This is a genomic window from Candidatus Limimorpha avicola (genome assembly GCF_056978975.1).
The window spans coordinates 16,122-42,500 of the sequence record NZ_DBMCYK010000025.1; the positions used below are offsets into that span (position 1 = coordinate 16,122).

Genomic DNA, 26,379 nt, shown 5'->3' on the forward strand with positions numbered 1-26,379 from the left:
TTGTATGTTATAAATTTAAAACTTTTCTCCGAATATAGTATTTTTGCAAAAAAATAATAATGGGAGAGGGTTTCAATATATTGTCATGGTTCGACAATCCGGAGGAGTTGTTGGTGATAGCCGGGCCTTGCAGTGTAGAGTCTGAAGAACAGTTGATGACGACAGCCATGGCATTGGCAAAACTGCCGGAAGTGAAGGTGTTGCGTGGTGGCATTTGGAAGCCCCGCACTATGCCGATGACATTTGAAGGCGTTGGCGTCAAAGCTTTTGAATGGATGCGTAAAGCCAAAGAAACCACAGGTCTTCTAACCATGACTGAGGTGGCGACGCCGCAACATTTAGAGATGGCTTTGTCGTATGGCATCGATATGGTGTGGCTTGGAGCCAGGACGGTGACGAATCCGTTTTCTGTTCAGGAACTCGCTGACAGCATGCGAGGCGTTGAAATACCGGTGTTCGTGAAAAATCCTGTCGCTCCTGACGTGAAACTGTGGATAGGCGCCATAGAACGGCTGTCATCGGCAGGCATACGCCATATTGCTGCCATACACCGGGGATTCAAGGATTCTGCCGATACTGTTTATCGTAACACTCCTCTGTGGCATCTTTCTGTGGAAATGCACCGTCTTATGCCGGAAGTGCCTATCATTACTGACATAAGCCATATATGCGGCAGACGCGATTTATTACAAATTACCGCTCAAAAAGCTCTCGATATAGCTACCGACGGCTTCATGATAGAATGCCATTGCAATCCGGATATGGCTCTTACCGATGCTGAACAACAGATAACACCTTCCCGGCTTGAAACATTACTCGGAAAACTTGTCATAAGAAATAAGAAGTCCTCTTCAGATGAGTCTGTACTCGAAAGTCTTAGAGAACGTATTGATATGATAGACAATGAGTTGTTGTCATTGCTGAGTAAACGTATGCAGGTCTCTGAAGAGATAGGTTTGTTTAAGAAAGAACATAACGTGGCTGTCCTTCAGGTAGATAGATGGAACAAGATATTGAATGACCGTATTAATAAAGGTATGGCTTCAGGCTTGGATAAACATTTTGTAACAGAAATTTTTGAAGCTATTCATCAGGAGTCGATAAATCGTCAACTTTGATTGTCCGGTACTGCTTTTTAGCTTTAACATGGTTGTTTTATAAACAGAAAGCAGAAATTTCAAATCTGTAATGGTATAACATGCAGAATGTTTTTGCAGTTATATTTTTGATAATAACTGTTGATAAAGTTTTACAGTCTGTAAAATATTGCCAATTGCAAAACGTCGTTAAATTCGCCCCATTGGTTAAATCTTATCACATTGCCTGTAACGACATTCTTGCGTATTGAGGTTATGGAGTTGATGGTTCGCAGTCCGATCTGACAATCTTTTGTAATGTTGATTCTGATGCCTGCCAACCCATTGAGAGCGACTCGTCTCCATGGGTTATAGTCAATGTTTTCAATACCCATTATTTCTTCCTTGTATTTTGCAAGAACATCGACGCTGAGACCTAATTCAACATTCAGCCAGTGAAGTCCACGTCCGTTGATGCGTATCATGTTGAAATTGGTGGTAAATACTATCGGCATGTCGATGTAGTCCAATCTTAGAAGGTAAGGGTCGCCGTCAGGGAATGCCTCTACATTATTGGAACGTGAGCCTTTTTGTATGTATTTCAATTCCAAATGCACGGAAAAGTTTTTGTTGATAGGCAGTCCGGCAAATGCTCCGGCAGTAAAGCCCAATTTGTTGAATCCGCCTCGTTGGTCTCCTTCTACCTGAGAGGTGATACCTCCGGCTATCAGACCTCCGAAAAAGTTCTGTGAATTGACAGTGACAATGAATGAAAATGTCAACGCTAATAAAATAAATATCTTTTTCATATTTTTTCAATTTGGTGCAAAAATACGGAAAATCGACAGCAGAAACAAATTTATTTGAGTCATGTCGAGATACATCCTGTTTTCAACTTCAATGCAAAAATAATGAAAACCGGGATAAAAACAGTATTAATTTCCATTTCAGAACCTGTTTTATTCAAGATGGTGGAATCGGAGGCATGAGAATTGTGTAATTTTTCATGCTGTGACCGAAATTTTACAGTAATTGTCTATTTGATATTTATTTCATCATCAACCAAAGACTTTTTTATATTAATTGCAAAAAATATTGGCTTCATAATATTTTCATGGAAAGTAGGTTTACAGTTGCGATTTTATCGTTTATGTAAAAAATATGCCTGTTATAAAAAAACATTCGGTTAAAATGGTTTTAGTTTTATTCATTTCTTGGTTTTTGTTAATTAATATAATTTTTTCAGGATAAATTGGATATTGCCTTGCTAATATAAAAATGTCATACGTATGTTTTTTTCTTTATTGTCGTTTTTTTCTTAAAGATCATAAGTTTGCTGAAGATATAATTGAGAATGGTAACAAGTACGGATGCTATGAATATTTTAGCAATCCAATAGCGTATATTCAAGATATTTACCGATACTGTCATAACAAGAAGTTCCAATATCCATGTAGAAAGCCTGGAAGCGGTAAAACCAATAAACTCCTTGAATATCTTTGGATTAGTACTTCCAAATACCCATTTCCTATTAAGCGGATATGCAAAACATACTCCCGATATCCATCCGATTGTATTGATAATGTTGTTCTCAAGTGCCATTTCAGGATCAAGGAATAATTTAGCAATATAACAAGTTATCCATGAGAATATCGTAGTCAATACTCCTACTATAAGATAAACAAGTATTTCACGATATTTTAAGCAAAGTGTTTTCAATTTGTCGATTGGCATCATAAAAACTGTCATTAACAACTATTCTTTATCATCTTCTATGATAATATCCGGTGACATGTCAGGAATCATATTTGAGACAGAAAAACGAGTCACATACATTTCATTATCAGACTTGATGTCAACAGATGTTACAGGATTATTCTTATTCATACTTTTTATGGCTATTCTGTTATATCTTCCCAAATTTATGGTATCGTGATTAACGATTATATTGTTGATAGAATCATAATTGACAAAATCGAGTAACAAGGTAAAGTCCTTTGTCGGAGAATAATAATAAACAGACGCATCTTTACATGTTGCTGATTCAAATGGATTTTCCGTATTGAACAATATAGTGTTTTTATCAACCGGAGACATCGTCAGCAACAACTCGGTGTTTTTTATAGTTTCTTTTTTATTTATAAGATAAATGGATGATTGCGGATGTTTCTCGATAAGATACGATAAAGATTCGGGATTATTTGCAAAAATTATATTTCTGTTTGTCTTTATATTAATGTATGTATCGATTTTGGAATCATCTCCTAAAACATTTTCCAGATTATATGAATTATACAAATCTTCATTATAAACGATAGCATTTTCAGGAATTTTATCGAAAACGTTATGTTCAATCAAATAGTCGATGACATCAAATCTGTTTTTACTACGGATCCATTCTTTACTGAGATTATCATTGGTATAACCCGTAATAAATGACACAAAAAATATCATGCAGGTGCATAAAGCAATAGATATGTTTCTATATTTCATGTTATTATATACAATTTTTATCAAGGCATAAAGACAAAAAGCAATAAACAACATTATTCCGAAATAAGAATAATACGAAGTAACATAACCCCTCATCCAACTATACCAATCAGAATTATATTTATCCGAGATGCCAATCAATACGTGTATAGAATACGAAGCCATCAATGAAAATAATATTCCCCACAATATTGTTCTCCAAGATATGGTATTCTTTATTCTTTTTGCAAAATACACAAAAATGAAACATTGAATAAAAGCATTTACATAGATGACTGGTTGTGCATGAGTCAGCAGATACCATATATTGTCATTATGCCCTGCAATTTGCAATGTGTTGACATGCATATAGTTATGATAATATAAAAAAGACTGTGTCGGGAAATTTATCTTTGTACATTTTATCAATATATCAAAGAAATGGCTTAAACTGAAATTTTTGGCAAAAGAGGTGCCAAGATAAAACTCGTCAGGATTATTGGAATTAGTGACAAAAATACGGAATATGAAATATAAGGCAACATATAAAACACCGGCGGATACAAAGGGGATAATTTCTTTATAAAACAGTTTGTTTTTGTAAGTTCCGTTCCAAGTTCTAATCTTCAAACTTCTGATTATAATATACAGACACATATAAGACAAGATAACAAGATAAGTTTCATAAAACAGCAGTGTAATGAAAAACAGGATTGCTGAGAATATGACATATTTGTAATTCTGAGTTTCAGTATATTTGAGAAATAACAATACAGAAATTATACACAAGCAAAAACTGAATGTAAAAAATACCGGATAAGCAATAAATGGAATGTGAAGATTAAATGTTACTAATGTATTCATTACGAGAAGCAACAAGACAAATCCTGCCAGATTTTTGGATTTGAACATTTTGAAGATCAACCATGAGAACAACAAATATGAAATGATTAATGTACCATGTTGTAATATTTTTGTAAAATAAAAATTGTCAAATAAATACGGCAATGAATAAAAAGGTTTTGTTATAAGGAAATAAAATCGTCCTGCAATTTGTGCATAGTACCATGCATCGCTCCAGAAATCACCTTTAAGATATGTCAAATAATATTCAAAGTCGTCGCTTGTAGTGAATCCTATTTTAAAAAAAGGAATAAACGAGATAAATATTGTCAGACAAAACAGAAAGATTAAATATTTTTTTTCATTATTGTATTTCATCTTCTTTATTTTCAATAATATTATCAATTACATATATAGGACGACCTTTTATTTCGTCAAAAACATAACCTATATACTGACCAATAATGCCTAAAATAAAAAGCTGAATGCCGGCAAAAGCGCTCATGAACATGATCAATGTCGTATATCCGGAAATAGGAGTTTCTAATATCCACATTATCAAAGAATATATAAATAATACAACACTGATAAAAATGAAAATCATACCGAAAACGATACCTAATTGCAAAGGTAGTTTTGACAGTGAAGATATAGCTGAGAATGACAACGCAAATAACTTAAAAAAAGAATATTTGCTGTTTCCGGCAATTCGTTTTTGCGCCACATATTCCAATGTTGTCTTATTGAATCCCATCAATTGAATAATGCCCCGTAAAAAACGTGTACGTTCTCTATAATTTGTACGTAAGACATCAGCAACTTTTTTTGAAACAAGAAAAAAATCAGATGCATTTTCAGAAATTTTAATTGAAGCTATCTTGTTAATAAAGTGATAAAATAAGTTTGAAGATATTTTTTTCATGAATCCGGCATCTTCTCGTTTCATTCTGACCATATTGACAACATCAAAGCCTTCCTTGTATTTTTCCAACATTCTGCCAATCATCGCAGGAGGATGCTGCAGATCACTGTCCATACATATTATTACATCACTTTTACTATGGTCAATACCTGCAATCATTGCAGCTTCGTGTCCGAAATTTCTTGAAAAACTAATGACTTTAACTCGTTTGTCTTTTGAAGCAATATCAGACAATAATGACAGACTGTTGTCAGTACTTCCGTCATTAATAAAAATGTATTCATATAACACATTGTCAGCAGATGTGTTTCTGATCAACTCCTCATAGAAATCACGTATTCCTGCTTGTTCATTATAAACAGAAATAACAATAGAGCAACTTAGTAAACAAGTTTCGTACATTGTATTGTTATTTAGGTACTTAAAGTACTTGTTTTATAGTACACAAAATTATTAAAAATAATTGTTTACACTCTGTTTTTGCGGCAAAATTTTAATAAATTTCAAAAACCTCACAATGTGGAATTTTATGATATTCGTTTTGTATAGATGGATTTAGTCTATTACAATAATGATATTGATTTTGATGTTTGATTTTATTGCTGTCCGATAAGAAACACGTTCTGTGGAATCGATATAAGAGATAATAACCTGAGATGTAAATATCATATTTGCAGAAATGTCATATTATGGAGACCATACATTTATAAACATACCGGGTTTTATTTTAGCTATATAAATTATTATAAATTGATTATCAATATAATACTATAAAAAATCCGTTGTCTGATTTGTAGATATATGATTCTTAATCAATATGTTATAAATAAATCATAAAATCTTACAATTCAGCAATGACATATAACAATATTTAAAATCAAAATAAAGTCGGGCAATATTTTCTACTATGTGTCAATATGTTATGATTGCAGTTTCAACAGTACATCGTGACAACATGGCAATTTATTTGGTTCGATATTTATCCATTGGTCTGTTTGATAAATATGTTAAAGTTATTGCAGTAATTCATTTAGTTACATGTCGCGTTTTGCGCAATACATCAAAAGCGTAATAAGAGTTTCCTTGTAAATGGAATCCTGAACATCTTGTAACTCGTTCATTGCCAATCTGATAAACTCATTCATCTTGTCTTCTGCATATTTGATGCACCCATTGTCATGAACTTTGTCAATGATATATTGTCTTGTTTTTTTGTCATTGTTGCGGTGTCGTATTTGCCAGATGATTTTTTTACGTTCCAAAGGGCTGCTTTTGTCGAGAAGATGTATCAAAGGCAGTGTCAAGACATGTTCTTTTAAGTCGTTGCCGTAGTCTTTGCCGCTTTTATTATCCGGTTGATAGTCGAAGACATCGTCGCGTATTTGGAATGCCATGCCGGCATAATGGCCGAACCGTTTCATTTTCTGTATTTTGTCATGAGGCGCATTCGTGGAGGCTGTTCCTATGGCACAGCAGGAGGCTGTCAGCGAGGCGGTCTTTTTTTCTATTATCTCGTAATATTTTTCTTCTGTGACATTGAGTCTTCTCGCAATATCCATTTGCGCTATCTCGCCTTCGCTCATCATTCTGACAGTTTCCGAAATCATGTTAAGCATGTCGAAATCGTTATGGTTCAAGGCTATCATCATGCCTTTTGCCAACAAATAATCACCGGCAAGAACTGCGATTTTGTTTTTCCAGATAGCATTTACTGATAAAAATCCGCGTCTTTTTTTTGCATTGTCAACCACGTCGTCGTGTATCAGCGTGGCATTGTGCAGCAACTCGATAAATGTCGCTGCCCGTAAAGTGCTTTCATTGACATCTCCCCACAGTCGGGCAGACAACAGGACCAACATGGGACGTATTTGTTTGCCTTTGTGTTTTAAGGTATATATCATGATACGGTTTAACAACAAATTGGACGATTTGACAGATTCTTTATAAAAAGAATCGAATCGTTCCAAATCAGATTCTATTGTTTTTCTTATGTCTTCAAGCGGATACATGTTAATTGTATTATTTGGCAAAGATAGCGAAACCTGAGCGCAGAGTCAAATTTATTTGAGCTATGCCGTTAGGCATTCGATGTTTTCTGTTAAATGCAAAATTAAAGATTTTAACTGTTTTCTGTTCTGAAATTTTTATCAGCAATATAAAATGGTTTAACCATTTTCGCATGATGATTGTAATGGTCATTTGGCAGTAATCATGCTGTTTTATACATCGACATGATACCATGTCGTCATAGAGTGAAAAAATTCTTTTGAAAAGATATTGTCATTATTCAATGAGAATTGTTATATTTGCACTGAGTAAATATTATCATTATACTGAGTAAAATGTAAAACAATGTACAAAAAAGCTGAGTATCATAAAATTAAAAGCAGGCTTGAAGAACAGAGAAGGTTTATTCAAGTCATTATGGGTGCCAGACAGATAGGAAAGTCGACAGTTGTCAAGCAGGTTCTTAAAGATGTGACTATTCCATATCAGTTTTTTTCTGCCGACAATGTGCCGGCTACAAACAGAGCATGGATTTCCAATTGTTGGGCGGCAACCCGAAGTCTGAAAGAGAATAATGGCTGGGACAGTATCATTCTTGTCATAGATGAGATACAAAAAATATCCAATTGGAGTGAGGTCGTAAAAAAAGAATGGGATGATGACACTTTTCATGAGCGCAATATCAAAGTATTGATTCTCGGCAGTAGTCGTGTATTGTTAGAAAAAGGATTATCTGAATCATTGTCCGGGCGATTCGAAGAGATTCGCATGAGTCACTGGAGCTATCAGGAAATGAAAGAAAGTTTCGGTTTTACACTTGACCAATATCTGTTTTATGGTGGTTATCCGGGTGCAGCTTTCCTGATTAAAGATGCAGACCGTTTCCAGCAATATATACAGTCTGCTATCATTGATACAACCATCAACAAAGATATTTTGATGGATACACCAATCGGCAAACCTGCTCTTTTACGGCAGACATTCGAACTTGGAGCAGCTTATTCTGGTGGTTTACTCTCTTTGAACAAGATGCTTGGATCATTACAGGATGCGGGTAATACCGTAACTTTGTCGGGATATATTAATCTTTTAGATGAAAGCGGGTTATTATGCGGTTTGCAGAAATATTGTATTGATACTGCACGGCGAAAGGCAAGTATTCCGAAATTTCAAGTTTACAATAATGCATTGAAGATGGTGTACAGTCAAACTACATTTGAACAGGCTGTTTTAGACCGCAAGGTATGGGAACACATTCTCGAGTCAGGTATCGGTGCTTATCTTGTTAGTCAAGCATTTATTCATCGTTTTGAGGTTTTTTATTGGCGTGAACGTAATGATGAGGTGGATTTCATTCTTCGTAAGAAAAATTCAGTAGTAGCTATTGAAGTCAAAAGTAATGCTGATAAACGAACAGAAGGGTTAGACAGATTCAGACAGTTTTTTAAACCGCAGACCTCTTTTATCGTCGGTGATGGTGGTATTGATATAGAGAGTTTTCTCTCAATGGATATAAAAAAATTGTTTTAACCGATGTTGAATTAAGTTTTTCAAAAATTTCATGCATAGTATTTTATACAGTGAGATATTGGTTGAAAAGCAGATAAGTGGTAAATTTTGTTTATAATGTCAGTTAAAGATATGAATTTATTTGATTTTTAACACTTCAGTGCAAAATTAATGATTTTAACTGTTTTCTGTTCTGAAGAACAAGTGTTGTTGCTTTTAAATAAAAATAAACAGACAGTTAAAAAAAGCGATTAAAATCATCTGTTTAAAAAAAACTTCACATTATCATTAGGATTAAATAAAAAGTTGTAATTTTGAGGCGCAAATAAAGTTTATTGCATTTTAGGAATTTTATAATATTGAATATCAAGAAAATATATTGAAATGAAGAGAGACACAAAAATTTTTACGTTAATACGTAAGGAGAAAGAGCGTCAGATGCATGGCATCGAGCTTATTGCATCAGAGAACTTTGTCAGCGATCAAGTATTGAAAGCCATGGGTTCTGTGTTAACCAACAAATATGCAGAGGGGTATCCGGGCAAACGTTATTATGGTGGTTGTCAGATTGTTGACCAGACAGAGCAGATTGCCATCGACCGTGCATGCGAGTTGTTCCAGGCAAAATTCGCCAACGTACAGCCTCACTCCGGCGCACAGGCAAACATGGCTGTGTTGATGACATGTTTGAAACCGGGCGATACCTTTATGGGATTAGACCTTGCTCATGGCGGGCATCTTTCACATGGTTCACCGGTTAATTCATCGGGCATTCTCTATAAACCTGTTGCTTATCAGGTGACTAAGGAAACCGGCTGTGTGGATTACGACGGTATGGAAAAAGCCGCATTGGAACATAAACCCAAACTCATCATTGCCGGTGCTTCTGCATATTCCCGTGACTGGGATTATAAACGTATGCGTGAGATAGCCGACATGGTTGGCGCTATATTGATGGCGGACATCTCACATCCTGCCGGTCTCATCGCTCGCGGTATTCTTAATGACCCGCTCGAATATTGTCATATTGTGACAACAACGACTCACAAGACTTTACGTGGACCACGCGGTGGTATGATATTGATGCGTGAAGACTTCGAGAATCCATGGGGTCTTACCACTCCTAAGGGAGAGGTGAAGATGATGTCGGCATTGCTAAACAGTGCCGTGTTCCCTGGCGTCCAAGGCGGTCCGCTCGAACATGTCATCGCAAGTAAAGCTGTAGCTTTCGGTGAGGCTCTGTCCGATGAATATTTCGAATATATTCTACAGGTCAAGAAAAATGCTGCTGTCATGGCTAAGGCATTTATGGACAGAGGTTATGACGTTATCTCCGGCGGTACTGATAACCACCTCATGCTCATAGACCTGCGTACCAAATTCCCGGAAATTACCGGTAGAATGGTCGAAAATACTTTGGTACAGGCTGATATCACTGTCAACAAGAATATGGTGCCTTTTGACAATCGTTCTCCTTTCCAGACATCAGGTCTCCGCATAGGTACTCCTGCTATCACTACACGTGGTCTTAAAGAGGAGCACATGGAACCTATAGTGGAAATGATAGATGATGTGATAAGCCATATCGATGATACGGCGAAACTTGCTACCGTAAAAGCCAAAGTTAACGAAATGATGAGTCAGTTCCCGTTGTTTGCATGGTAATTGCTTATATATGGTGATAAAAAAATCCGGGATGATGTTTCGTCTCGGATTTTTTTGATTATATTGTTATCACTTCGTCCATTATGATGTCGTTTTCTTCAGTAGGCACTTTGTCAATATATTGGAAGTCAAAACATATACCTATTTTTTTTACTTTAGGATGATGTGACAGGAATCTGTCGTAATATCCTTTGCCACGTCCTATTCTGTTGCCATCACTGTCGAATGCCACTCCCGGAACCACGATGAGGTCGAGACTACCGTGATACGGTTCATTTTGCGGCTCCATTATATTGAAATCTCCGGTCGCGAAAGTTGTTTCTTTCCCCAATTCTACGGGTATTATGTCGTCTCCTGACACCGTAGGCAATATGATATGTTTCTTGTTTCTCCATTTCTCGATGAAAGAGTGAGTGTTGACTTCATCCGGCAATGAGGCAAACAACATTACAATGTTCGCATCCTTAAAAGCCTTATGTTTTTCCAATTTCGATAAAATAACTTCCGACTGACTGTCAAGCTCTTGCATGGTATGCTCTTTCTTGAGTTGTTTTATCTTGTTACGTATTTCTTTTTTATTCATTATGGAATTATTTTATCTGAACCATTCGTATAAATGATCTTTTGCATACAGGTAATAAACAATCAGACCTATCCAACTTGTAAGTAGTAATAGTATAATACAGATAATCTTGCCTCCGGTTGAAATGCCTGTGTTTAATATTTCCAATACGGCTTTTACGCCAAAAATAATGCCAATGATATAGATAATAGCGCCTATCATGTTTTTAATTTTCTATTAATGATGCAAAAATAGTGAAAAAGTTCATTTTGAGATATTTTTTTATAGTGATTTTGAGATAAAAATGTTGCATTCTTCAAAATGGAGAATGTTAACTTTATATTTTAAATGTTATGACATTATTGGATTACAATTGTTATATTTGCAAAAACGAAATTCATGACAAAAGAGCAAGAAATAAAAGGACTTGTAGAAAAACAACGCCGTTATTTTTTAACTCAGGCAACTAAAACGGTGTTTTTCAGAGTAAGACAATTGAAGAAACTTCGTAAAGCTGTTGTTGATAATAAGGAAGCCTTGGTTGAAGCTTTGTGGGCAGATCTGAGAAAGTGTCGGGAAGAGGTTATGTTGACAGAATATAATATCGTCATTGCTGAGATAGATGAACATATCAGAAATATCAAGTATTGGGTTGAATCTGAAAGAGCGAGGACTCCGATGTTTCTTAAACCGTCGGGCAGCAGGGTGATATACGAGCCTTATGGCGTTGCTCTTGTCATTGCCTCGTGGAACTATCCTTTCAATCTGATGTTTTGTCCGCTTGTTGGAGCTATTTCGGCTGGTTGTTGCGCCGTGCTGAAGCCTTCGCCTTATTCTGTCAATACCTCCGCTTTGATGAGCAAGATAATACGTGAGACTTTCGACGAACATTACATAGCTTCGGTTGAAGGAAATCGTGAGGTCAACACTTTACTTTTAAAACAACATTTCGACATGATTTTCTATACCGGCAGTCCGGCAGTTGGTAAGGTCGTGATGGAAGCTGCAGCAAAACATCTTACTCCGGTGGTCCTTGAACTCGGAGGAAAGAGTCCTTGCATAGTGGATAAAAAATGCAACATAGAATATGCTGCACGCCGTATAGTTTGGGGAAAGACTTTTAATGCAGGACAGACCTGTGTGGCCCCGGATTATCTTTTTGTACATAAAGATATTAAAGATGTTCTGATTAAAAAAATGATAAACTGTGTAGAACGTTTTTATGGGAAAAACATGCAGAAAAGTCGTTGTTACTGTCGTATCATCAATGATAAGGCATTTCAAAGACTGTTATCGTATCTTTCTGATGGTCAGGTGATTTATGGCGGTAAATACGATGCTGCAGATAGATACATGCAATTTACTCTGCTCGACAATGTTGCCTCTGATGCCGCCATCATGCGTGACGAGATATTCGGTCCTTTATTGCCTGTCATGACATTTGATGATATCAAAGAGGTGATATCTTTTGTCAATGTAAGACCCAAGCCGTTGGCATTGTATTATTTCGGCTCTGACGACGCTGCCAAGGAAGTGTTGAGTCAAACTACTTCAGGCGGAGCTTGCATAAATGATACGGTGCTTCATGTGGCAAATGGTCATCTTCCTTTCGGTGGTGTTGGCAATAGCGGTATGGGAAAATATCATTCATATTATAGTTTTATCGCTTTTAGCAATATAAGGTCAGTGCTGAAATCTTCCAATATGATAGATTTTACTATTAAATATCCTCCTTATAATAATTTCGGACTTGTTGATAAACTGATGTGACAAATGATAAAATCTGAATGTTCTTTAAAAACTTTATTGTTTGCATCTTAGATGTGTAATGAAGTATTATAGAAAATCAGACTGTTGATATTTATTGTTGAAAATACCTTTATTGTTTCAAAAATTTGTATAAATTTGACAAAATTTTTGATGATATGAGGTTTCTTGTTTTATTGGCAGTATTACCGGTAGTCGTATTGTTGATTTATATATATACGAAAGATAGGATACAGAAAGAGCCATTAAAAAAACTCATTGTCGCATTTGTTGGAGGGATACTTGCTATTCCGTTAACGTTGGGGTTGGTTTTCATTATTAGGAGTTTTTATCATAGCGATACTGTGTTTTACTCTTCGTTCTGGGAAGCCGGCATTCCGGAAGAGTTGGCCAAATTCCTCATATTCATGATATTTATATGGAGAAGTAAGTATTTTGATGAATATTTCGACGGTATAGTGTATGCCGTATTCATAGGCTTGGGCTTTGCATGTGTGGAGAATATCATGTACGTGCTCGGTAATGATACTTTTGAACAGGCTGTTGAAGTTGGCAAGATGAGAGCCATTCTCTCGGTGCCGGCACATTTTTTGTTCGGTGTCATAATGGGATATTATTTAGCATTGGCAAAGTTTGGAAAATCGAAGATTTTTAATCTGATGTTGGCTTTGTTGATACCTGTTTTTTTCCATGGGGCATTTGACTTTTTATTGATATTCTGCAGTGGCATTGATGACACAATCGCATATATAGTGTTTTACGGGGTGTTTATCATTTTGGACATCTTTATGTGGATTTTTGCAATGAAGAAAGTTAAAAAACTTTCTTATATGACTGATATACAGCATAATAATAGTATTTTTAAAGATATATTTAAAATTCATTAATATTAAAACAAACACAAATGAAGAAGATTTTTTTATTTATCATGCTTGTAGCTTTCGTATTTCGTGTGGAAGTACGTGCTGATGAAGGGATGTGGTTGCCGTACAGTCTTGATAATCAGAACTTGTATGAGATGCAACAACTTGGCTGTCAACTTACGGCAGAACAGATTTTTGACCTTAACCAACCGAGTTTAAAAGATGCCATTGTACAGTTTGGCGGTGGTTGTACAGGTGAACTGATTTCTCCTAACGGTCTGCTGCTTACCAATCATCACTGCGGTTTGAGTTATGTACAAAAACATGCTACTGTAGAACATGACTATCTTACCGATGGCTTCTGGGCTTTGAATATGGATGAAGAGCTTCCCAATGAGGGGCTTTCTGTTTCTTTTTTGTCTTATGTTGAAGATGTGACAACAACTGCATTGGAAGGTGTCACTGACGAAAAGTCAAGAGATTCAATACTTAAAGAGAATATCAAGAAAATTGTAAAAGAACGTAAGGGAGAGCGTGATGTAGAAGTGGAGATTGTACCTTTCTATAGTGGTAATCAATATATTATGTTCGAATATGACGTATATCGCGATGTCCGTCTTGTCTGTTGTCCGCCTTGGGGTATAGGTAAATTCGGAGCCGATACCGATAACTGGTCATGGCCGCGTCATAAAGGCGACTTTTGTATCTTCCGTGTTTATACCGACAAAGAAGGTAAACCCGCCAAATATAGCGAGGATAACATACCGATGAAATCGAAATATTATCTGCCTATTAATATAAAAGGTGTAAAGCAGGGTGATTATGCCATGATTTTGGGCTATCCGGGCAGTACCGACCGCTATTCCACTTCATATACGGTGAGAAACGTGATAGAAGCTGAAGGTCCGGCTATTGTGGATTGTCGTACTACCAAACTTAATGAATATCGTAAACACATGGATGCCGACCAGGCGGTGTTTATACAATATGCCTCAAAACAGGCAAGCGTGTCCAACTATTGGAAATATTATATCGGACAGGTTAAACAGCTTCAACGTAACCATGTCTATGAGAGAAGACTGGCTCAGGAACAGAAGTTCATGGATTGGGTGGACGCTGATGAGGGTCGTAAGGCTGTTTATGGCGATATCTTCGATGATGTTAAGGCGAAATGGGAGATCCTTGATGAGATAATTAAACCTTTCGTCTATCATCGCGAGGCAGGCTGGAATGGTGGAGAGGCTGTCGCTTTTACACGCAGATTCATGAAGATAAACAGATTGCTGAATGATAAAGCCGATAAGAAACAAATACGTTCCGCAGCAGATAATCTTAATGCTTCAGTGGAGGCTTTCTTCAAGGATTACAACATGCCTTTGGATAAGGATGTCACCACGGCACTGCTGAATCTTTTCTATAATGATATCAAGACTTACACTCCTTCCATGATAAAAGAAATCGGCGATGAAAATAATGGGGATTTTACTGAATGGGTGAATGATGCTTTCGACAAGTCGATTTTCGTCGATAAAGCCAAAATGGAGAAATGGCTTGCCAATCCTAAGAAACTCGATAAAGATCCTTTATATGCTATGTCGATGAATATCATAGATTCGTATAATGGGTTAGTGGAGAAATACCTTGAGGCAGGTACAATAGGCAACAAGGCAGAACGTCTTTATATCAAAGGTCTCATGGAAATGGATAATGAACGTCATTTCTATCCTGATGCCAACTTCACCATGCGCCTGACTTACGGTACTGTGGAACCATACAAGAGCGCTGATGCGGTGTATTACAATTATTACACTACTATGGACGGCGTTATGGCAAAATATGTGCCCGGCAACTGGGAGTTCGACATACCGCAGGATGTACGCGACCTCTACGAGAAAAGAGATTATGGCAGATATGCCGATGAGAACGGAGATCTGATCGTGAATTTCATCACCACCAATGATATCACAGGCGGCAACTCCGGCAGTCCTGTCATCAATGGCAATGGCGAACTCATAGGTCTCGCTTTTGACGGTAATTGGGAGTCGATGAGCGGTGACCTTTCGTTTGAGAAATCAGTGCAACGTACTATTTGCATGGACGCCCGTTATCTGCTTTGGTGTATAGAAAAAGTGGGTAAAGCACAAAATATCATCGATGAGTTGACTGTCATAGAATGATATAAAATATGTCATGGCTTGTCTGAGATGAGCCATGACATATTGAGAAACGCACTGTTACACGTTCCAAAACGCTAATGGTGCGTTTTTTGTTTATTTGTTTTCCATCAAGAATCTTTCTACCTCTATTGCAGCCATGGCGCCGCTGCCAGCTGCCACTATGGCTTGACGGTATGTCTTGTCCTGACAGTCACCGGCGGCAAATATTCCCGTCACCGTCGTAGCTGTCGATTTTGGCTTGGTGATGATATAACCCGTCTCGTCCATCTCGACTTTGCCTTTGAGTACATCCGTGTTGGGAATGTGTCCTATAGCCTCGAAAAATCCATCTATGTAAATGGTACGTTCCTCACCGGTTTTGCTGTCGAAAAGCACAGCGCCTTTCAGAGCACTCATGAACCCGTTTACCTCACCGAACAACTCTTTGGTCTGAGTGTTCCATAAAATCTCTATGTTGGGAGTGTTCATTACACGGTGCTGCATGGCTTTGGAAGCACGCAGTACATCACGGCGCACTATCATGTAAACCTTGTTGCATAAGTTGGCAAGATATGAGGCATCTTCACATGCAGTGTCGCCGCCTCCTACCACGGCAACGTCTTTACCTCTGTAAAAATAACCGTCGCATGTGGCACATGCCGATACGCCGCCTCCTTTGAACTGCTCTTCGGTGGGAAGCCCGAGATAGCGAGCTGAGGCACCTGTCGCCACTATGATGGTGTCGGCAAGAAGCTCTTCTCCGTATTCTGCTTTTACTTTGAAAGGACGTTTTGTGGTATCGATTTCAACGATCGAACCCATGCGGAAAATGGTGCCGAAACGCTCGGCTTGAAGACGCAGGTCGTTCATCATCTCCGGACCTTTTACACCTTGAGGATATCCCGGAAAGTTTTCTATCTCAGTGGTCTGCATCAACTGTCCACCGGTTAATGTACCTTCATAAACTATAGTCTTGATGTCTGCTCTTCCTGTGTAAATGGCTGCAGTGTAACCGGCAGGACCGGAACCGAGAATCAGACATTGAATGTGTTCTATGTTGTCGTTCATGATAAATGATTTATTTTTTTGCAAAGATATAAAAAGAAATGAAACAAATTAAGATTATGACAATAACATTGATGCCGGGCGTGATGATTATTTGTAATTTTCAATGTGGCTTGTTTAGTGCCGGATGCTGTGTTTAGTTTTTATGCAGCCGAATTACGAGTGTTTTTGAAAGAGAAAAAATTATGATGTTGTATTAGTGACTGCCGTTGTTGACTGTAATATAAAATGTCAGGATTTCATATCATATTGTCGTTATTTTTATTCTTTTGATTATCAAAAAGTAATAATTATCGATAAAAGGTGATAAAAAAATCGATTTTTTTGTAAAACTTTAAAAAAACCTTATTATCTTTGCTGCGCGAAAGCAGGCGGGGCGTGGTGCAGTTGGCTAGCATTCTTGCATGGGGTGCAAGCGGTCGCCCGTTCGAGTCGGGCCGCTCCGACAAAAAGCTCATCTTCTGAAGATGGGCTTTTTTTGTTGCCATGGAATTACGATAATTCAAAAGATTAAGTGAATATTTTATTAGACGAGAGATGTTTTCTTTTGTCAAGTTTAATTACTTTCCGGTAAAAGTTTTTAGGTTGTTATTTTACAAATCTAAAAATACACTGATTTTTTAAATTATCTTTATCAAACATGTTTATTGAGATAGTATTTCAGAAAAATACGGAATGAATAAGGAAGTAGTTTATCCTCATTCATTCCGTCATCGTTTTGCAAAAAATTTTCTCGATCGTTTCAATGATATAGCTTTGCTTGCTGACCTTATGGGACATGAAAGCATAGAAACGACTCGTATTTATCTTCGCCGTACTGCCAGTGAACAACAGAAGATTGTAGATAAAGTTGTAAATTGGTAATGTTTAGACCTTAGAAGCGTATTCTTTCACGCTTCTAAGGCATTTAGAATATTATCAAGAACAAAGAATAGTTCTGCTATTTTTCCAACAATGCGTTTTTGTTCTTCAAGTGGAGGTAAGGGTATAATGTATGATTTTAATCTTTCAAGTGTTATTGTGTCAACTGTTGTTCCTTTTGAGTATTCATTCATTTGATTTTGCAAAAAAGAAGATGAAAACAACATCGAAAAATATATTGGATTTAATTTATTGTAGTTTCTCAAACACAATACACTTGCATCTTTATAATAGAATTTATCAGTATTCTTTACAATATAACTTTTACCTATAGTTCCTACTGCAGACAGCATAATATCACCTGGTTCAGGAACACCATATTTCTTTTTTAATTCATTATAATGTTCGTTTGCTATAAAAAGTTCATTAACTACTTCATTGCATTCACTCAATTTGGCAATTTCTCTTGCTCGATAAAATGGAACACCTTTAGTTTTCCATTCTGATTTCAATACCCGTTTGGCTGATATGGCATCAAATAAATCACCTAGCTTTACTAAAGCCCATCTTTGTGGGATTTTCCCATAATGCCCGTTATCACAAGTAATTTCAGCTTTCGGGTTGATACGTTTTAACAATTCAGATGCTGGCTCATCATTCGGGTCTTGCGGTACAAGTTTACCATGAATGGCAAGGTCTAGTATCTTACTTTTGGTTTGCTTGATAGTTGTTTGCAAATCAGCTTTGCCTTGTTCAATTTCATCAATCAAAGTAAACCAACGCTTAATTTCTGAAACGATACGATTCTGTTCTCTGATAGGGGGAAGTGGTATATATAATTTATCAAGTTCTCCAAGATAAATACCGGCTTGCGCATTACCAATACTTTTTTCTAAAAAGAGAGATTGAAAAATAGTGGATTGAAGTAAATAAAAACAATAGATATTTAATACGTATGTATCTATTATAGAAATACTTCTTTGAGCAACTACAGGATCTGACAAGTCATAAATGGCAACATTTCCAATAGATCCTCCTATAATTCCTAATATTATATCCCCCTTTGTTATTTGAGTTCTTGGATTTTCCTTTTGAAATCCAATTTCATCAGTATATCTATCTTTATCAGTAAAAATAATTTTACCATTTTTTATATTCTGAGCACTTATGACTGTATATCCATTAGATCGTTTGGGAGGAGGATTGTGTGAACCATCTGTAAGTTTTTTGCAGATAGAACCAAATCTCGTCCACGCCCATCCCTTTGGTACCTCAAACGGTACATTCTCATAATGGGGCGTATCAGAAGTTTTTGCAGACTTCTTGCTCCGCTTGATTTTGCCTTCCTTTATCAGTCGTTCTTTTTCAGCCTTGATTCGTTCGAGCAGAATTGATGCAGGCTCATCATTTGGATCTTGCGGTACGAGTTTACCACGAATGGCGAGGTCTAGAATTTTTTGACGTAATTTCTTTGTATCCATTTGGGCTAGTCTTTGTTTAAGAATAGATTGCAAAACTCATTCAGTTGCTGCTGCATGCGTTCCTGTGGAATGAGAATACGCTTGTATTCAGCAATCATGGTAGGACTCATGCTTCTGCTCATAGCGTACTCTACTACTACCCGGTCTGCTTCAGGACAAAGAATGATACCGATAGATGGATTTTCATTGGAGCGTTTTACATCGCGGTTGAGTGCTTCCAGATAAAATTCCAACTGTCCAAGGTCGCGAGGATGAAACTTTGTCTTTTTTAATTCTACAGCGACCAATGCTTGTAAGCCGCGATGAAAAAATAGTAAATCAGCCTTGAATGTAGATGTTCCTATATTAAGACGATATTCCTGATCCATGAATATAAAGTCCTTTTCCAGTTCAAGGATAAACTGTTTCATGTGTTCTATTAGGCCGTTCCTTAGTTTTGTTTCGCTATGCTTTCTCGGCAGATTAAGAAAATCTACGAACAGGGTGTCTTTGAACATTATTGGTGCATTAGGATATGTTTCAAGCAATCCTTTTGACATATTATCCTTATTACCTAATAACCCAGCATAAGTCTGGTTAGAAATGCAACGTTGGAGCTCTCGTTTTACCAAATGTTCTTTATTGGCATAGAGTATATAAAACAACCGTTCTTCGTTGATTTTACATCGGCATAAAATTTCTATGTGATTAGTCAAGGTCGTTAACTCCAATATTTTAGGCATTTGTCCAATTGTTGGCTGGACAAATTGTGCAGTTTTTGGCTGCACAATTACAGGTACCTCCTGTTTATGGTTGCTCGCTTCAATTTGTCCAGTTATTGGCTGGACAAATTCAGAGTTCAGATATTTCACTACTGTTGTATAAAATGTTTCAGAAGAGTATTCTTCATAAAATAACACCATATTGTAAATATTGCTTCGTCCGAAACCTTTGATATCAGGGCGTTGGGTACGTATATATTCGGACAATTGCGAAACGACTTTACTTCCCCATTCTTCGTTCTTCAGTTTGGCAGATACATATCCGCCTACATGCCATGCTGTGAGTAGTAGCTCTTCATTGACGACTCTTGAAGCATTACTTTTATGTTGGAGAATAATATCTATGATTTCTCCGAATTGTTGTTCTATTGATTTTGCGATGTCGTTATTCTTCATACGCTTAATTTTCATTTATGTTTGCAAGCAGCTTCTCAAGTTCTGCAACTGCTGAGCTAATAGTTTTACTTTTTTCTTTTATGTCAGCCATCAATTCAGCTAAGGAACGGTCATCAGACTCTCCTCCTTGCTTTATCCAGGTTATGTCAAGGCTTGTCTTGTCACGAGTGAGAATATCATCTACCGGATATTTACGCCAACGCCCTTGAGGATTATTGTCTGCATCATACGTCTCTTTGCGTCCTTTTAAGTATCCTGCATTATAGCATGTGACAAAATCATCCAAATGATGTCTCTCTAATTTATTAGTAGCAAGCGTATGTTTGATATCAGTACGATAATCATAGAACCAAATCTCTTTTGTCGGTTGACCTTTGGAAAAGAACAATACATTTGCTTTTACACCCTGTGCATAGAATATACCTGTAGGCAAACGAAGTATAGTATGCAAGTTGAAGTCTGAAAGCAACTTCTTTCGTATTGTTTCACCGGCACCACCTTCAAAAAGGACATTGTCCGGCAATACCACGGCTGCACGGCCTCCGGTTTTAAGCATCAGCATAATATGTTGGAGAAAGTTCAACTGATTGTTTTTCGTCTCCACATAAAAATCCGGGCGATTAATATCAACAGAACCTGCCGGACGTGTGCCAAAAGGAGGATTGGCGAGTATTATATCTACAAGGGAAGATGGTTCTTTCTCCAAAGAGTCCTCGCAAACAATCGGACTTCGGTCTGTTCCCACACCATGTAAATATAGATTCATAGAAGCAAGTGTCACAACCAATGGAGTGTTATCTACGCCATGCAATGCCTTGTTACGCAAGAAATCACGTTTCTCCTTACTGGCAGACTGTTCTTTCATGTAATCGTATGCAGTCAAAAGAAAACCTCCAGTACCGCAGGCCGGGTCACAAACCGTTTCTCCTATTTGCGGTGCTATGCAATCTACCATGGCCTTGATGAGGGGACGAGGAGTAAAATATTGACCGGCACCACTTTTCTTATCCTGCCCGTTTTTCTCAAGAATGCTTTCGTAAATGGCACCTTTCACGTCTCCATCCATGATCAGCCATTGTTCTTCGTCAATCATGGTAATGACTTTTTTCAAATAGACTGGCTTGTCAATCTTGTTTTGTGCTTTTGTATAAATTGTGCCGATTAGGTTTTCCTCTTCACTCAGCTGTTTCAAGGTATCTTCATATTGCTTAACCAGTTCCAAACCATCAAGAGATATTAAATCACTCCATTGATAACCTGCCGGAATTGCCGATTCTTCTCCAAACATTTCTACATTCTCAGCGTCCATTTTCAAAAATAGAAGATAGGTGAGCTGCGTGATATAATCTGTAAAACCGATACCTTGTCCGGCAAGAGTTGTTGCCAGATTCCAGACTTTTTTGGTGAGCGATTGCTCTGTTGTATTATTTGTTGCCATAAATTTATGCTGCTTTTCTTAAAACTACAAAAGTATAAAGAGAACGGAGCGCATCGTCTGCTTTCTGCATATTGCCGAATGCATGAATCATCTGTGCTGCCTGAGTAGCATCATCCTTACGAATGTCCTTGACTGTACAGGCGCCGTTTGATGCAATATAATCTACAATACAACTGATAACTTTACGCTGATTTTGTCCCAACCATAGATTAAAATACTGTTTAGAAGTGGAAACAATACTATCCAACCGCTCAATTTGATGTAAAGCAAAACGTACAAGCTGTATGATATTGGTCAAAGCATCACTTTCTTCTTTGGTAGTGGAGCGTTTAACTTTGTTTGGATTCAAAATGGCGTATGAGTTCCAAAGTTGTTTGGGAGTAAAATGATTATTATCCATTTTTAGTTTGGTTTCCAAATCTTTTAGCATAGAATAGGTGATTGGTTCACCTTCATTATTGTAGATTATACGCAAAGCCTCAATCTCATCACTATGTTCCTTGCAAAAATTCTCAAAAGCTTCTGTTGTACTTTTGGCTTCCTCTATTGAAAATCCTTTAGATATAAGCGTATCCTCACCAGGCATCAGAGTGTTTACAAAGCCTGCCGCAAGAATAAGCAAATACCGGCGCGCATCTGCATGATTGGCAATCGGAGCGACTAACCCTTTCCGCTCGTTATTCAATTCATTTGTACTGACAAAAGGTGGAAGCATATCATTTTCAAGTGCATCATAAATTCTTGAAGCAAGTTCTTTCATATCGTCATTAGCCAAACGAGCGAACTCATTCCGTTGGGAATTATCTGCTTTGTTGTATATTCTGGAAAGTGTTGCAGCAAGACGTCTCAGGTGTTCATCAGGGAGGTAGCCATGACTGATCTGTTCTAATAGTTCTTTAAAACTAATCATCTTTGTCGTTGGCTCATCATTCAACGTTGTAATTGTCTTTTCGTGTTCAGTAACACCTACGGCATCAACTAAATAGAAACAATCTTTACTGAACGCATTTGGAGTGACATTTCGTAACTGCTCATCTCCAATTGTGCGTACACCACGTCCTTTCATCTGTATATAAAGCGGTAAAGATTCTACATCGCGCATGAAAATCAATACTTCAAGAGGCTTGATATCCGTGCCTGTTGCAACTAATGTGCAAGTTACGGCAATTCTGAAATCCTTATCATTGCGAAATTGTCGTATCAATTTGTTGCTGTCGCCTGCTGAATATGTGATTTTCTGAACAAAACGGTTGTCTGTACGTCCAAATACCTCTTTAGCTATCTGTACGATATTGCCGGCATGAGTCTCATTTAGAGCAAATATCAATGTCTTTGGCAGGTAGTCAAAATTGGCTTCTCGCTGTGGATCATTGAATAACTCAGTATAGACTATATCCCGATAGGTGGATAAGATAAGTTTTATCTGTGCAGGATTGATGATACTTCTGTTTAGTTCTTTATTGGTATAAGTTTTCGTTTCTTTGTTAAGAATGGTTTTTACTTCTCCGGTATATCGGGTTTCTTCTTTTATTTTTTCTCCCTCCAATATAGCACCACCATTTTCAGTAACTTGTGTTTTGATTCGATAAATACGACAATCTACATTTACGCCGTCAACAATACTTTTTTCTAATGTATAGTTGACTATGCGATTGTTGTTAAAGAATGCCATTGTTTCCGGAATAGGTGTGGCTGTCAATCCTACAAGTCTGGCAGTATCGAAATATTCCAAAACCTTACGCCAATTTCCATAAATGGAGCGGTGACACTCGTCTATGATGATCAAATCAAAATAATCATGCGGCAGATTAGGATTAGGTGGCAATACAACTTCTTCCACAGGTTCGATATCATCATCGTTATCATTATCCTCGATAACATCTCCTTTCAGAAAAGAGAAAAGGCGCTGTATTGTCGAAATAACGACATTACTATCAGATGGTATGGATGAAGAACAAATCCGGGTTACTGCATATATGGTATTGAACGCATCTCCATTTTCTGTCAGTCGGAAAGTTCCGAACTCTCCTTCTGCCTGCTTACCGAGATTATTCCTGTCCACAAGAAATAAAATCCTTTTCATGGGAGTATATGCCAGAAGACGATATGCTGCAAGACATGCTGTATATGTTTTGCCTGCACCCGTAGCCAACATTATCAAGGCTCGATTTTGTCCGCTTCTGAAACTTTTTTCCAGTTCGGTAACTGCTTCATACTGGCAATCGCGTAGTCCTTTTTTGCGCAAAGTCGGAAGCCCGGCAAAATAATCATTTATCCCCAACAACTTAACCAATTCAAAAGGAGTAGGAATCGCCATTATTTGTTGGAAGCAAGAATCTTGTTTACGAAAGTCGCAGAAATACAAATCTTTTCCGTTTGAAGTAAAGATAAAAGGCAATGGTTTCTGGTATGCCTGGTAGATATTGGGAACATTTCTGGCATATAAAACAGCTTGTCCGCAAACTTTGTCAGAATTGGCATCAACATCTTCCCTTTTAGCTTCAAGCACACCAACGGCTTTCCCGTTAATAAAAAGAAAATAATCGGCTTCAAGATTACCCTTTAGAAGCCCTTCCCTTATGGCAACAGCCGTACAGGTTGGTTCATAATCTTCCCTATTGATTACTTTCCAACCCGCCTCGGCGAACCACTGATCTATCTTTTGCCTAGCTTTTTCTTCTGGTGTCATAGCTGTTCCTATATTTCTGCATTATCAGAAGTTATACGCTAAAAAAGATAATACATGTCCACAGGACATCATTCCCGTTCATCCTTGTCTGTTATCAGATCTTTTAAGTCTACCTGAAGAATCTCTGCAATTTGCTGTAGTGTCTCCAAGTTAGGCTGGATTCTGTTGCAAGCATAGGCATTGACCATACTGAAGCTTTTATCCAGTTTTTTAGCTAACCACGTTTGGGAAATACCTTTGTCCGACAAGACCGCCTTTATCCTATTTAGTTTCATTCTTAGATGCAATTTTATTGCGCAAATTTAGTGAATTATATTCTATGGTTTTGATTAATTTTTATTGCTGCCCAATAAAAATTGTTATATGGATATGTCAATTTATAGATAATCAATTATGAAGACTTATATCAAATGTAGCTTGTGTTTTTTGGTAAGTTTTATAGTATAAAATAATAAAGATTAAAACTTATTGTTCATTTATTTGTCTTATATATTTTCGTTATAAAAAACAGTGATTTTATTGTTGTTTAAAGTTTTATAAGACATCGAAATTTCTTAAAAAACTTTTATCTGATACCATTGAATAATTAAAAAAATACAGGCAGATATATAAATGAATTGCTGTTTGTTTTTAGTGTTTTGAACGATATTGTAATTTTGGTAAAGAAACATTTTTATCATTACTGCATTATAGAACTGTATTAATTAAGGTGTATAATGGTCAGATGATGTAGAATCCTACATTGAATAATGATTACTTTTAAAGATTTTAAAAAGGTGCTGTCATTCCCAGAACTTTCAAATGATGCTTTTAATGATAAATATGAGGAATATCGATATTAAAAAATAGTGATGCAAAATTTGATCCGTAATAGAATGGTAGCACCTTTATATATGTCTTCAATTGTCTGTTAAACTTTTTGCTTGTGTTTTTGTTGGTGTTTAATCGGAGTAGGGTTGCTCTAAAATCGAATTGTAATGCAATTAAAAATTATAATTTTGTTTCAAATAGAGGATAATTTTTTATTTTTACGTATTCAAATCGATAATTAATAAGGTATGAAGTTTTTAAATGAATTCAAAGATTTTGCTATGCGGGGCAATGTCGTTGATATGGCAGTTGGTGTCATCATTGGCGGTGCCTTTGGAAAAATTGTATCATCATTGGTAAACGACATTATCATGCCACCGATAGGATGGCTTGTCGGTGGAGTCGATTTTAAAGATTTGTCATTGCAGTTGCCACAAATTTGGAATAATGCAGATGATGCGGCTCCCGTGTTGTGGAAATATGGCAATTTCATACAGGTTGTCATAGATTTTCTTATTGTTGCATTTTGTGTTTTCTTATTAATAAAAGGTATAAATAAATTAAGTAATCTGAAAAAGAAGAGCACTGTTGAGAAAATTGCAACGCCACCCTCACCTCCGGAGCCTTCTGAAGATGTGAAATTGCTTACTGAGATTAGAGACTTATTGAAAAAAGATAATTAATTGTTAATGAAATATGGAAATACATGGAGTCTGTTTCCATATTTTTTGTTTGAAATTGTCTCAAAAAAAGGTTTCAATGCAAATACATTTTATTCAAAAATGGTCAAAAAAGGAGTAGAAATGATGTATAAAAAGGAGAAGAAAAGAGGGGGAAAGGGGCAGGAAGAGGCAAAAACGGGGGTAGGAGTGAGGGTAGAGTAAGGTATAAAGTAGTGATAATCAATGGGAATAAAAAATAAATAAAAAAAGTCAAAAAAAGTGTTGTAGAGAAAGAAAAAAGGTGTAATTTTGCATTCGCTAAAGACGGAGAGGGGATAGGAAAGAAGAGAGTGAGAGGAAGTCTGAAGCGAAAA

General features: G+C 36.9%; 21 protein-coding genes, 1 tRNA gene and 1 pseudogene. 10 read left to right on the top strand and 13 right to left on the bottom strand.

Annotation, left to right across the window (positions count from 1 at the left end):
- The first annotated feature begins 59 nt into the window (after window positions 1–59).
- The gene (locus tag ACZOVS_RS09755) at window positions 60–1,118 is read left to right on the top strand and encodes a chorismate mutase (RefSeq protein ID WP_483997041.1); all 1,059 of its coding nucleotides are present in this window, start codon (window positions 60–62) and stop codon (window positions 1,116–1,118) included.
- 131 nt (window positions 1,119–1,249) lie between these two features.
- On the opposite strand, the gene ACZOVS_RS09760 is transcribed toward ACZOVS_RS09755, so the two are convergent.
- The 5 genes from ACZOVS_RS09760 to ACZOVS_RS09780 all read right to left on the bottom strand — a co-directional run bounded on the left by ACZOVS_RS09760 (window position 1,250) and on the right by ACZOVS_RS09780 (window position 7,322).
- Window positions 1,250–1,885: an outer membrane beta-barrel protein gene (locus ACZOVS_RS09760; protein ID WP_483997042.1), complete on the bottom strand. Its 636-nt coding sequence runs from the start codon at window positions 1,883–1,885 to the stop codon at window positions 1,250–1,252.
- A 472-nt stretch (window positions 1,886–2,357) separates the two neighbouring features.
- Window positions 2,358–2,825: a GtrA family protein gene (locus ACZOVS_RS09765; RefSeq protein WP_483997043.1), complete on the bottom strand. Its 468-nt coding sequence runs from the start codon at window positions 2,823–2,825 to the stop codon at window positions 2,358–2,360.
- Between the two features lie 6 nt (window positions 2,826–2,831).
- Window positions 2,832–4,178: a hypothetical protein gene (locus tag ACZOVS_RS09770; protein ID WP_483997044.1), complete on the bottom strand. Its 1,347-nt coding sequence runs from the start codon at window positions 4,176–4,178 to the stop codon at window positions 2,832–2,834.
- A 577-nt stretch (window positions 4,179–4,755) separates the two neighbouring features.
- On the bottom strand, window positions 4,756–5,715 hold the full coding sequence (locus ACZOVS_RS09775) for a glycosyltransferase family 2 protein (RefSeq protein ID WP_483997045.1): 960 nt from the start codon (window positions 5,713–5,715) through the stop codon (window positions 4,756–4,758).
- A gap of 632 nt (window positions 5,716–6,347) precedes the next feature.
- Complete coding sequence (locus tag ACZOVS_RS09780; protein WP_483997046.1) at window positions 6,348–7,322, bottom strand: polyprenyl synthetase family protein; 975 nt, start codon at window positions 7,320–7,322, stop codon at window positions 6,348–6,350.
- A gap of 343 nt (window positions 7,323–7,665) precedes the next feature.
- Between ACZOVS_RS09780 and ACZOVS_RS09785 the strand changes: the two genes are divergently transcribed.
- Window positions 7,666–8,850 (top strand): ATP-binding protein, encoded by a 1,185-nt coding sequence (locus ACZOVS_RS09785; RefSeq protein WP_483997047.1) that lies wholly within the window; start codon window positions 7,666–7,668, stop codon window positions 8,848–8,850.
- Window positions 8,851–9,213: 363 nt separating this feature from the next.
- Window positions 9,214–10,494: a serine hydroxymethyltransferase gene (glyA, locus tag ACZOVS_RS09790; protein ID WP_483997048.1), complete on the top strand. Its 1,281-nt coding sequence runs from the start codon at window positions 9,214–9,216 to the stop codon at window positions 10,492–10,494.
- Between the two features lie 58 nt (window positions 10,495–10,552).
- Here glyA and ACZOVS_RS09795 read toward each other — a convergent pair whose 3' ends face one another.
- Both ACZOVS_RS09795 and ACZOVS_RS09800 read right to left on the bottom strand, forming a co-directional pair.
- The gene (locus ACZOVS_RS09795) at window positions 10,553–11,077 is read right to left on the bottom strand and encodes a 5-formyltetrahydrofolate cyclo-ligase (protein ID WP_483997049.1); all 525 of its coding nucleotides are present in this window, start codon (window positions 11,075–11,077) and stop codon (window positions 10,553–10,555) included.
- Between the two features lie 12 nt (window positions 11,078–11,089).
- Entirely contained in the window at window positions 11,090–11,278 is a 189-nt protein-coding gene (locus ACZOVS_RS09800; protein ID WP_483997050.1) for a hypothetical protein, read from the bottom strand.
- Between the two features lie 177 nt (window positions 11,279–11,455).
- On the opposite strand from ACZOVS_RS09800, the gene ACZOVS_RS09805 reads away from it, so the two are divergent.
- The 3 genes from ACZOVS_RS09805 (at window position 11,456) to ACZOVS_RS09815 (ending at window position 15,863) form a co-directional block, all read left to right on the top strand.
- Window positions 11,456–12,826, top strand: a complete 1,371-nt coding sequence (locus ACZOVS_RS09805) for an aldehyde dehydrogenase (RefSeq protein WP_483997051.1) — start codon at window positions 11,456–11,458, stop codon at window positions 12,824–12,826.
- A gap of 155 nt (window positions 12,827–12,981) precedes the next feature.
- Window positions 12,982–13,710: a PrsW family intramembrane metalloprotease gene (locus ACZOVS_RS09810; protein WP_483997052.1), complete on the top strand. Its 729-nt coding sequence runs from the start codon at window positions 12,982–12,984 to the stop codon at window positions 13,708–13,710.
- Window positions 13,711–13,727: 17 nt separating this feature from the next.
- A complete protein-coding gene (locus tag ACZOVS_RS09815; RefSeq protein WP_483997053.1) occupies window positions 13,728–15,863 on the top strand; it encodes a S46 family peptidase in 2,136 nt (711 codons plus the stop codon).
- Between the two features lie 93 nt (window positions 15,864–15,956).
- On the opposite strand, the gene trxB is transcribed toward ACZOVS_RS09815, so the two are convergent.
- Window positions 15,957–16,910, bottom strand: coding sequence for a thioredoxin-disulfide reductase (gene trxB, locus ACZOVS_RS09820; RefSeq protein ID WP_483997054.1), 954 nt, complete (start codon window positions 16,908–16,910; stop codon window positions 15,957–15,959).
- A 369-nt stretch (window positions 16,911–17,279) separates the two neighbouring features.
- Between trxB and ACZOVS_RS09825 the strand changes: the two genes are divergently transcribed.
- Window positions 17,280–17,353: transfer RNA gene (locus tag ACZOVS_RS09825), tRNA-Pro, on the top strand.
- 214 nt (window positions 17,354–17,567) lie between these two features.
- Window positions 17,568–17,771: pseudogene (locus ACZOVS_RS09830) on the top strand (tyrosine-type recombinase/integrase); the annotation flags it as partial.
- Between the two features lie 26 nt (window positions 17,772–17,797).
- Here the strand turns inward: ACZOVS_RS09830 and ACZOVS_RS09835 are convergent.
- The 5 genes from ACZOVS_RS09835 to ACZOVS_RS09855 all read right to left on the bottom strand — a co-directional run bounded on the left by ACZOVS_RS09835 (window position 17,798) and on the right by ACZOVS_RS09855 (window position 24,808).
- Window positions 17,798–19,249 (bottom strand): restriction endonuclease subunit S, encoded by a 1,452-nt coding sequence (locus tag ACZOVS_RS09835; protein WP_483997055.1) that lies wholly within the window; start codon window positions 19,247–19,249, stop codon window positions 17,798–17,800.
- 5 nt (window positions 19,250–19,254) lie between these two features.
- Window positions 19,255–20,406 (bottom strand): PDDEXK nuclease domain-containing protein, encoded by a 1,152-nt coding sequence (locus tag ACZOVS_RS09840; protein ID WP_483997056.1) that lies wholly within the window; start codon window positions 20,404–20,406, stop codon window positions 19,255–19,257.
- 4 nt (window positions 20,407–20,410) lie between these two features.
- Window positions 20,411–21,844, bottom strand: coding sequence for a type I restriction-modification system subunit M (locus ACZOVS_RS09845; protein WP_483997057.1), 1,434 nt, complete (start codon window positions 21,842–21,844; stop codon window positions 20,411–20,413).
- Between the two features lie 4 nt (window positions 21,845–21,848).
- The gene (locus tag ACZOVS_RS09850) at window positions 21,849–24,533 is read right to left on the bottom strand and encodes a type I restriction endonuclease subunit R (RefSeq protein WP_483997058.1); all 2,685 of its coding nucleotides are present in this window, start codon (window positions 24,531–24,533) and stop codon (window positions 21,849–21,851) included.
- A gap of 68 nt (window positions 24,534–24,601) precedes the next feature.
- Entirely contained in the window at window positions 24,602–24,808 is a 207-nt protein-coding gene (locus ACZOVS_RS09855) for a helix-turn-helix domain-containing protein (protein ID WP_022391186.1), read from the bottom strand.
- 783 nt (window positions 24,809–25,591) lie between these two features.
- Here ACZOVS_RS09855 and mscL point away from each other — a divergent pair.
- Both mscL and ACZOVS_RS09865 read left to right on the top strand, forming a co-directional pair.
- Entirely contained in the window at window positions 25,592–26,026 is a 435-nt protein-coding gene (mscL, locus tag ACZOVS_RS09860; RefSeq protein WP_483997059.1) for a large-conductance mechanosensitive channel protein MscL, read from the top strand.
- Window positions 26,027–26,032: 6 nt separating this feature from the next.
- Complete coding sequence (locus tag ACZOVS_RS09865) at window positions 26,033–26,227, top strand: hypothetical protein (RefSeq protein ID WP_483997060.1); 195 nt, start codon at window positions 26,033–26,035, stop codon at window positions 26,225–26,227.
- Window positions 26,228–26,379 lie beyond the last annotated feature (152 nt).

Excerpts from the sequence above, each read along its gene's own strand:
- ACZOVS_RS09865 (WP_483997060.1), top strand. The coding sequence starts at position 26,033 with ATGAAATATGGAAATACATGGAGTCTGTTTCCATATTTTTTGTTTGAA.
- ACZOVS_RS09760 (WP_483997042.1), bottom strand. The coding sequence starts at position 1,885 with ATGAAAAAGATATTTATTTTATTAGCGTTGACATTTTCATTCATTGTC.
- ACZOVS_RS09765 (WP_483997043.1), bottom strand. The coding sequence starts at position 2,825 with ATGACAGTTTTTATGATGCCAATCGACAAATTGAAAACACTTTGCTTA.
- ACZOVS_RS09775 (WP_483997045.1), bottom strand. The coding sequence starts at position 5,715 with ATGTACGAAACTTGTTTACTAAGTTGCTCTATTGTTATTTCTGTTTAT.
- trxB (WP_483997054.1), bottom strand. The coding sequence starts at position 16,910 with ATGAACGACAACATAGAACACATTCAATGTCTGATTCTCGGTTCCGGT.
- mscL (WP_483997059.1), top strand. The coding sequence starts at position 25,592 with ATGAAGTTTTTAAATGAATTCAAAGATTTTGCTATGCGGGGCAATGTC.
- ACZOVS_RS09835 (WP_483997055.1), bottom strand. The coding sequence starts at position 19,249 with ATGGATACAAAGAAATTACGTCAAAAAATTCTAGACCTCGCCATTCGT.
- ACZOVS_RS09810 (WP_483997052.1), top strand. The coding sequence starts at position 12,982 with ATGAGGTTTCTTGTTTTATTGGCAGTATTACCGGTAGTCGTATTGTTG.
- ACZOVS_RS09840 (WP_483997056.1), bottom strand. The coding sequence starts at position 20,406 with ATGAAGAATAACGACATCGCAAAATCAATAGAACAACAATTCGGAGAA.
- ACZOVS_RS09795 (WP_483997049.1), bottom strand. The coding sequence starts at position 11,077 with ATGAATAAAAAAGAAATACGTAACAAGATAAAACAACTCAAGAAAGAG.
- ACZOVS_RS09850 (WP_483997058.1), bottom strand. The coding sequence starts at position 24,533 with ATGACACCAGAAGAAAAAGCTAGGCAAAAGATAGATCAGTGGTTCGCC.
- ACZOVS_RS09855 (WP_022391186.1), bottom strand. The coding sequence starts at position 24,808 with ATGAAACTAAATAGGATAAAGGCGGTCTTGTCGGACAAAGGTATTTCC.
- ACZOVS_RS09845 (WP_483997057.1), bottom strand. The coding sequence starts at position 21,844 with ATGGCAACAAATAATACAACAGAGCAATCGCTCACCAAAAAAGTCTGG.
- ACZOVS_RS09755 (WP_483997041.1), top strand. The coding sequence starts at position 60 with ATGGGAGAGGGTTTCAATATATTGTCATGGTTCGACAATCCGGAGGAG.
- ACZOVS_RS09780 (WP_483997046.1), bottom strand. The coding sequence starts at position 7,322 with ATGTATCCGCTTGAAGACATAAGAAAAACAATAGAATCTGATTTGGAA.
- ACZOVS_RS09805 (WP_483997051.1), top strand. The coding sequence starts at position 11,456 with ATGACAAAAGAGCAAGAAATAAAAGGACTTGTAGAAAAACAACGCCGT.
- ACZOVS_RS09815 (WP_483997053.1), top strand. The coding sequence starts at position 13,728 with ATGAAGAAGATTTTTTTATTTATCATGCTTGTAGCTTTCGTATTTCGT.
- ACZOVS_RS09800 (WP_483997050.1), bottom strand. The coding sequence starts at position 11,278 with ATGATAGGCGCTATTATCTATATCATTGGCATTATTTTTGGCGTAAAA.
- glyA (WP_483997048.1), top strand. The coding sequence starts at position 9,214 with ATGAAGAGAGACACAAAAATTTTTACGTTAATACGTAAGGAGAAAGAG.
- ACZOVS_RS09785 (WP_483997047.1), top strand. The coding sequence starts at position 7,666 with ATGTACAAAAAAGCTGAGTATCATAAAATTAAAAGCAGGCTTGAAGAA.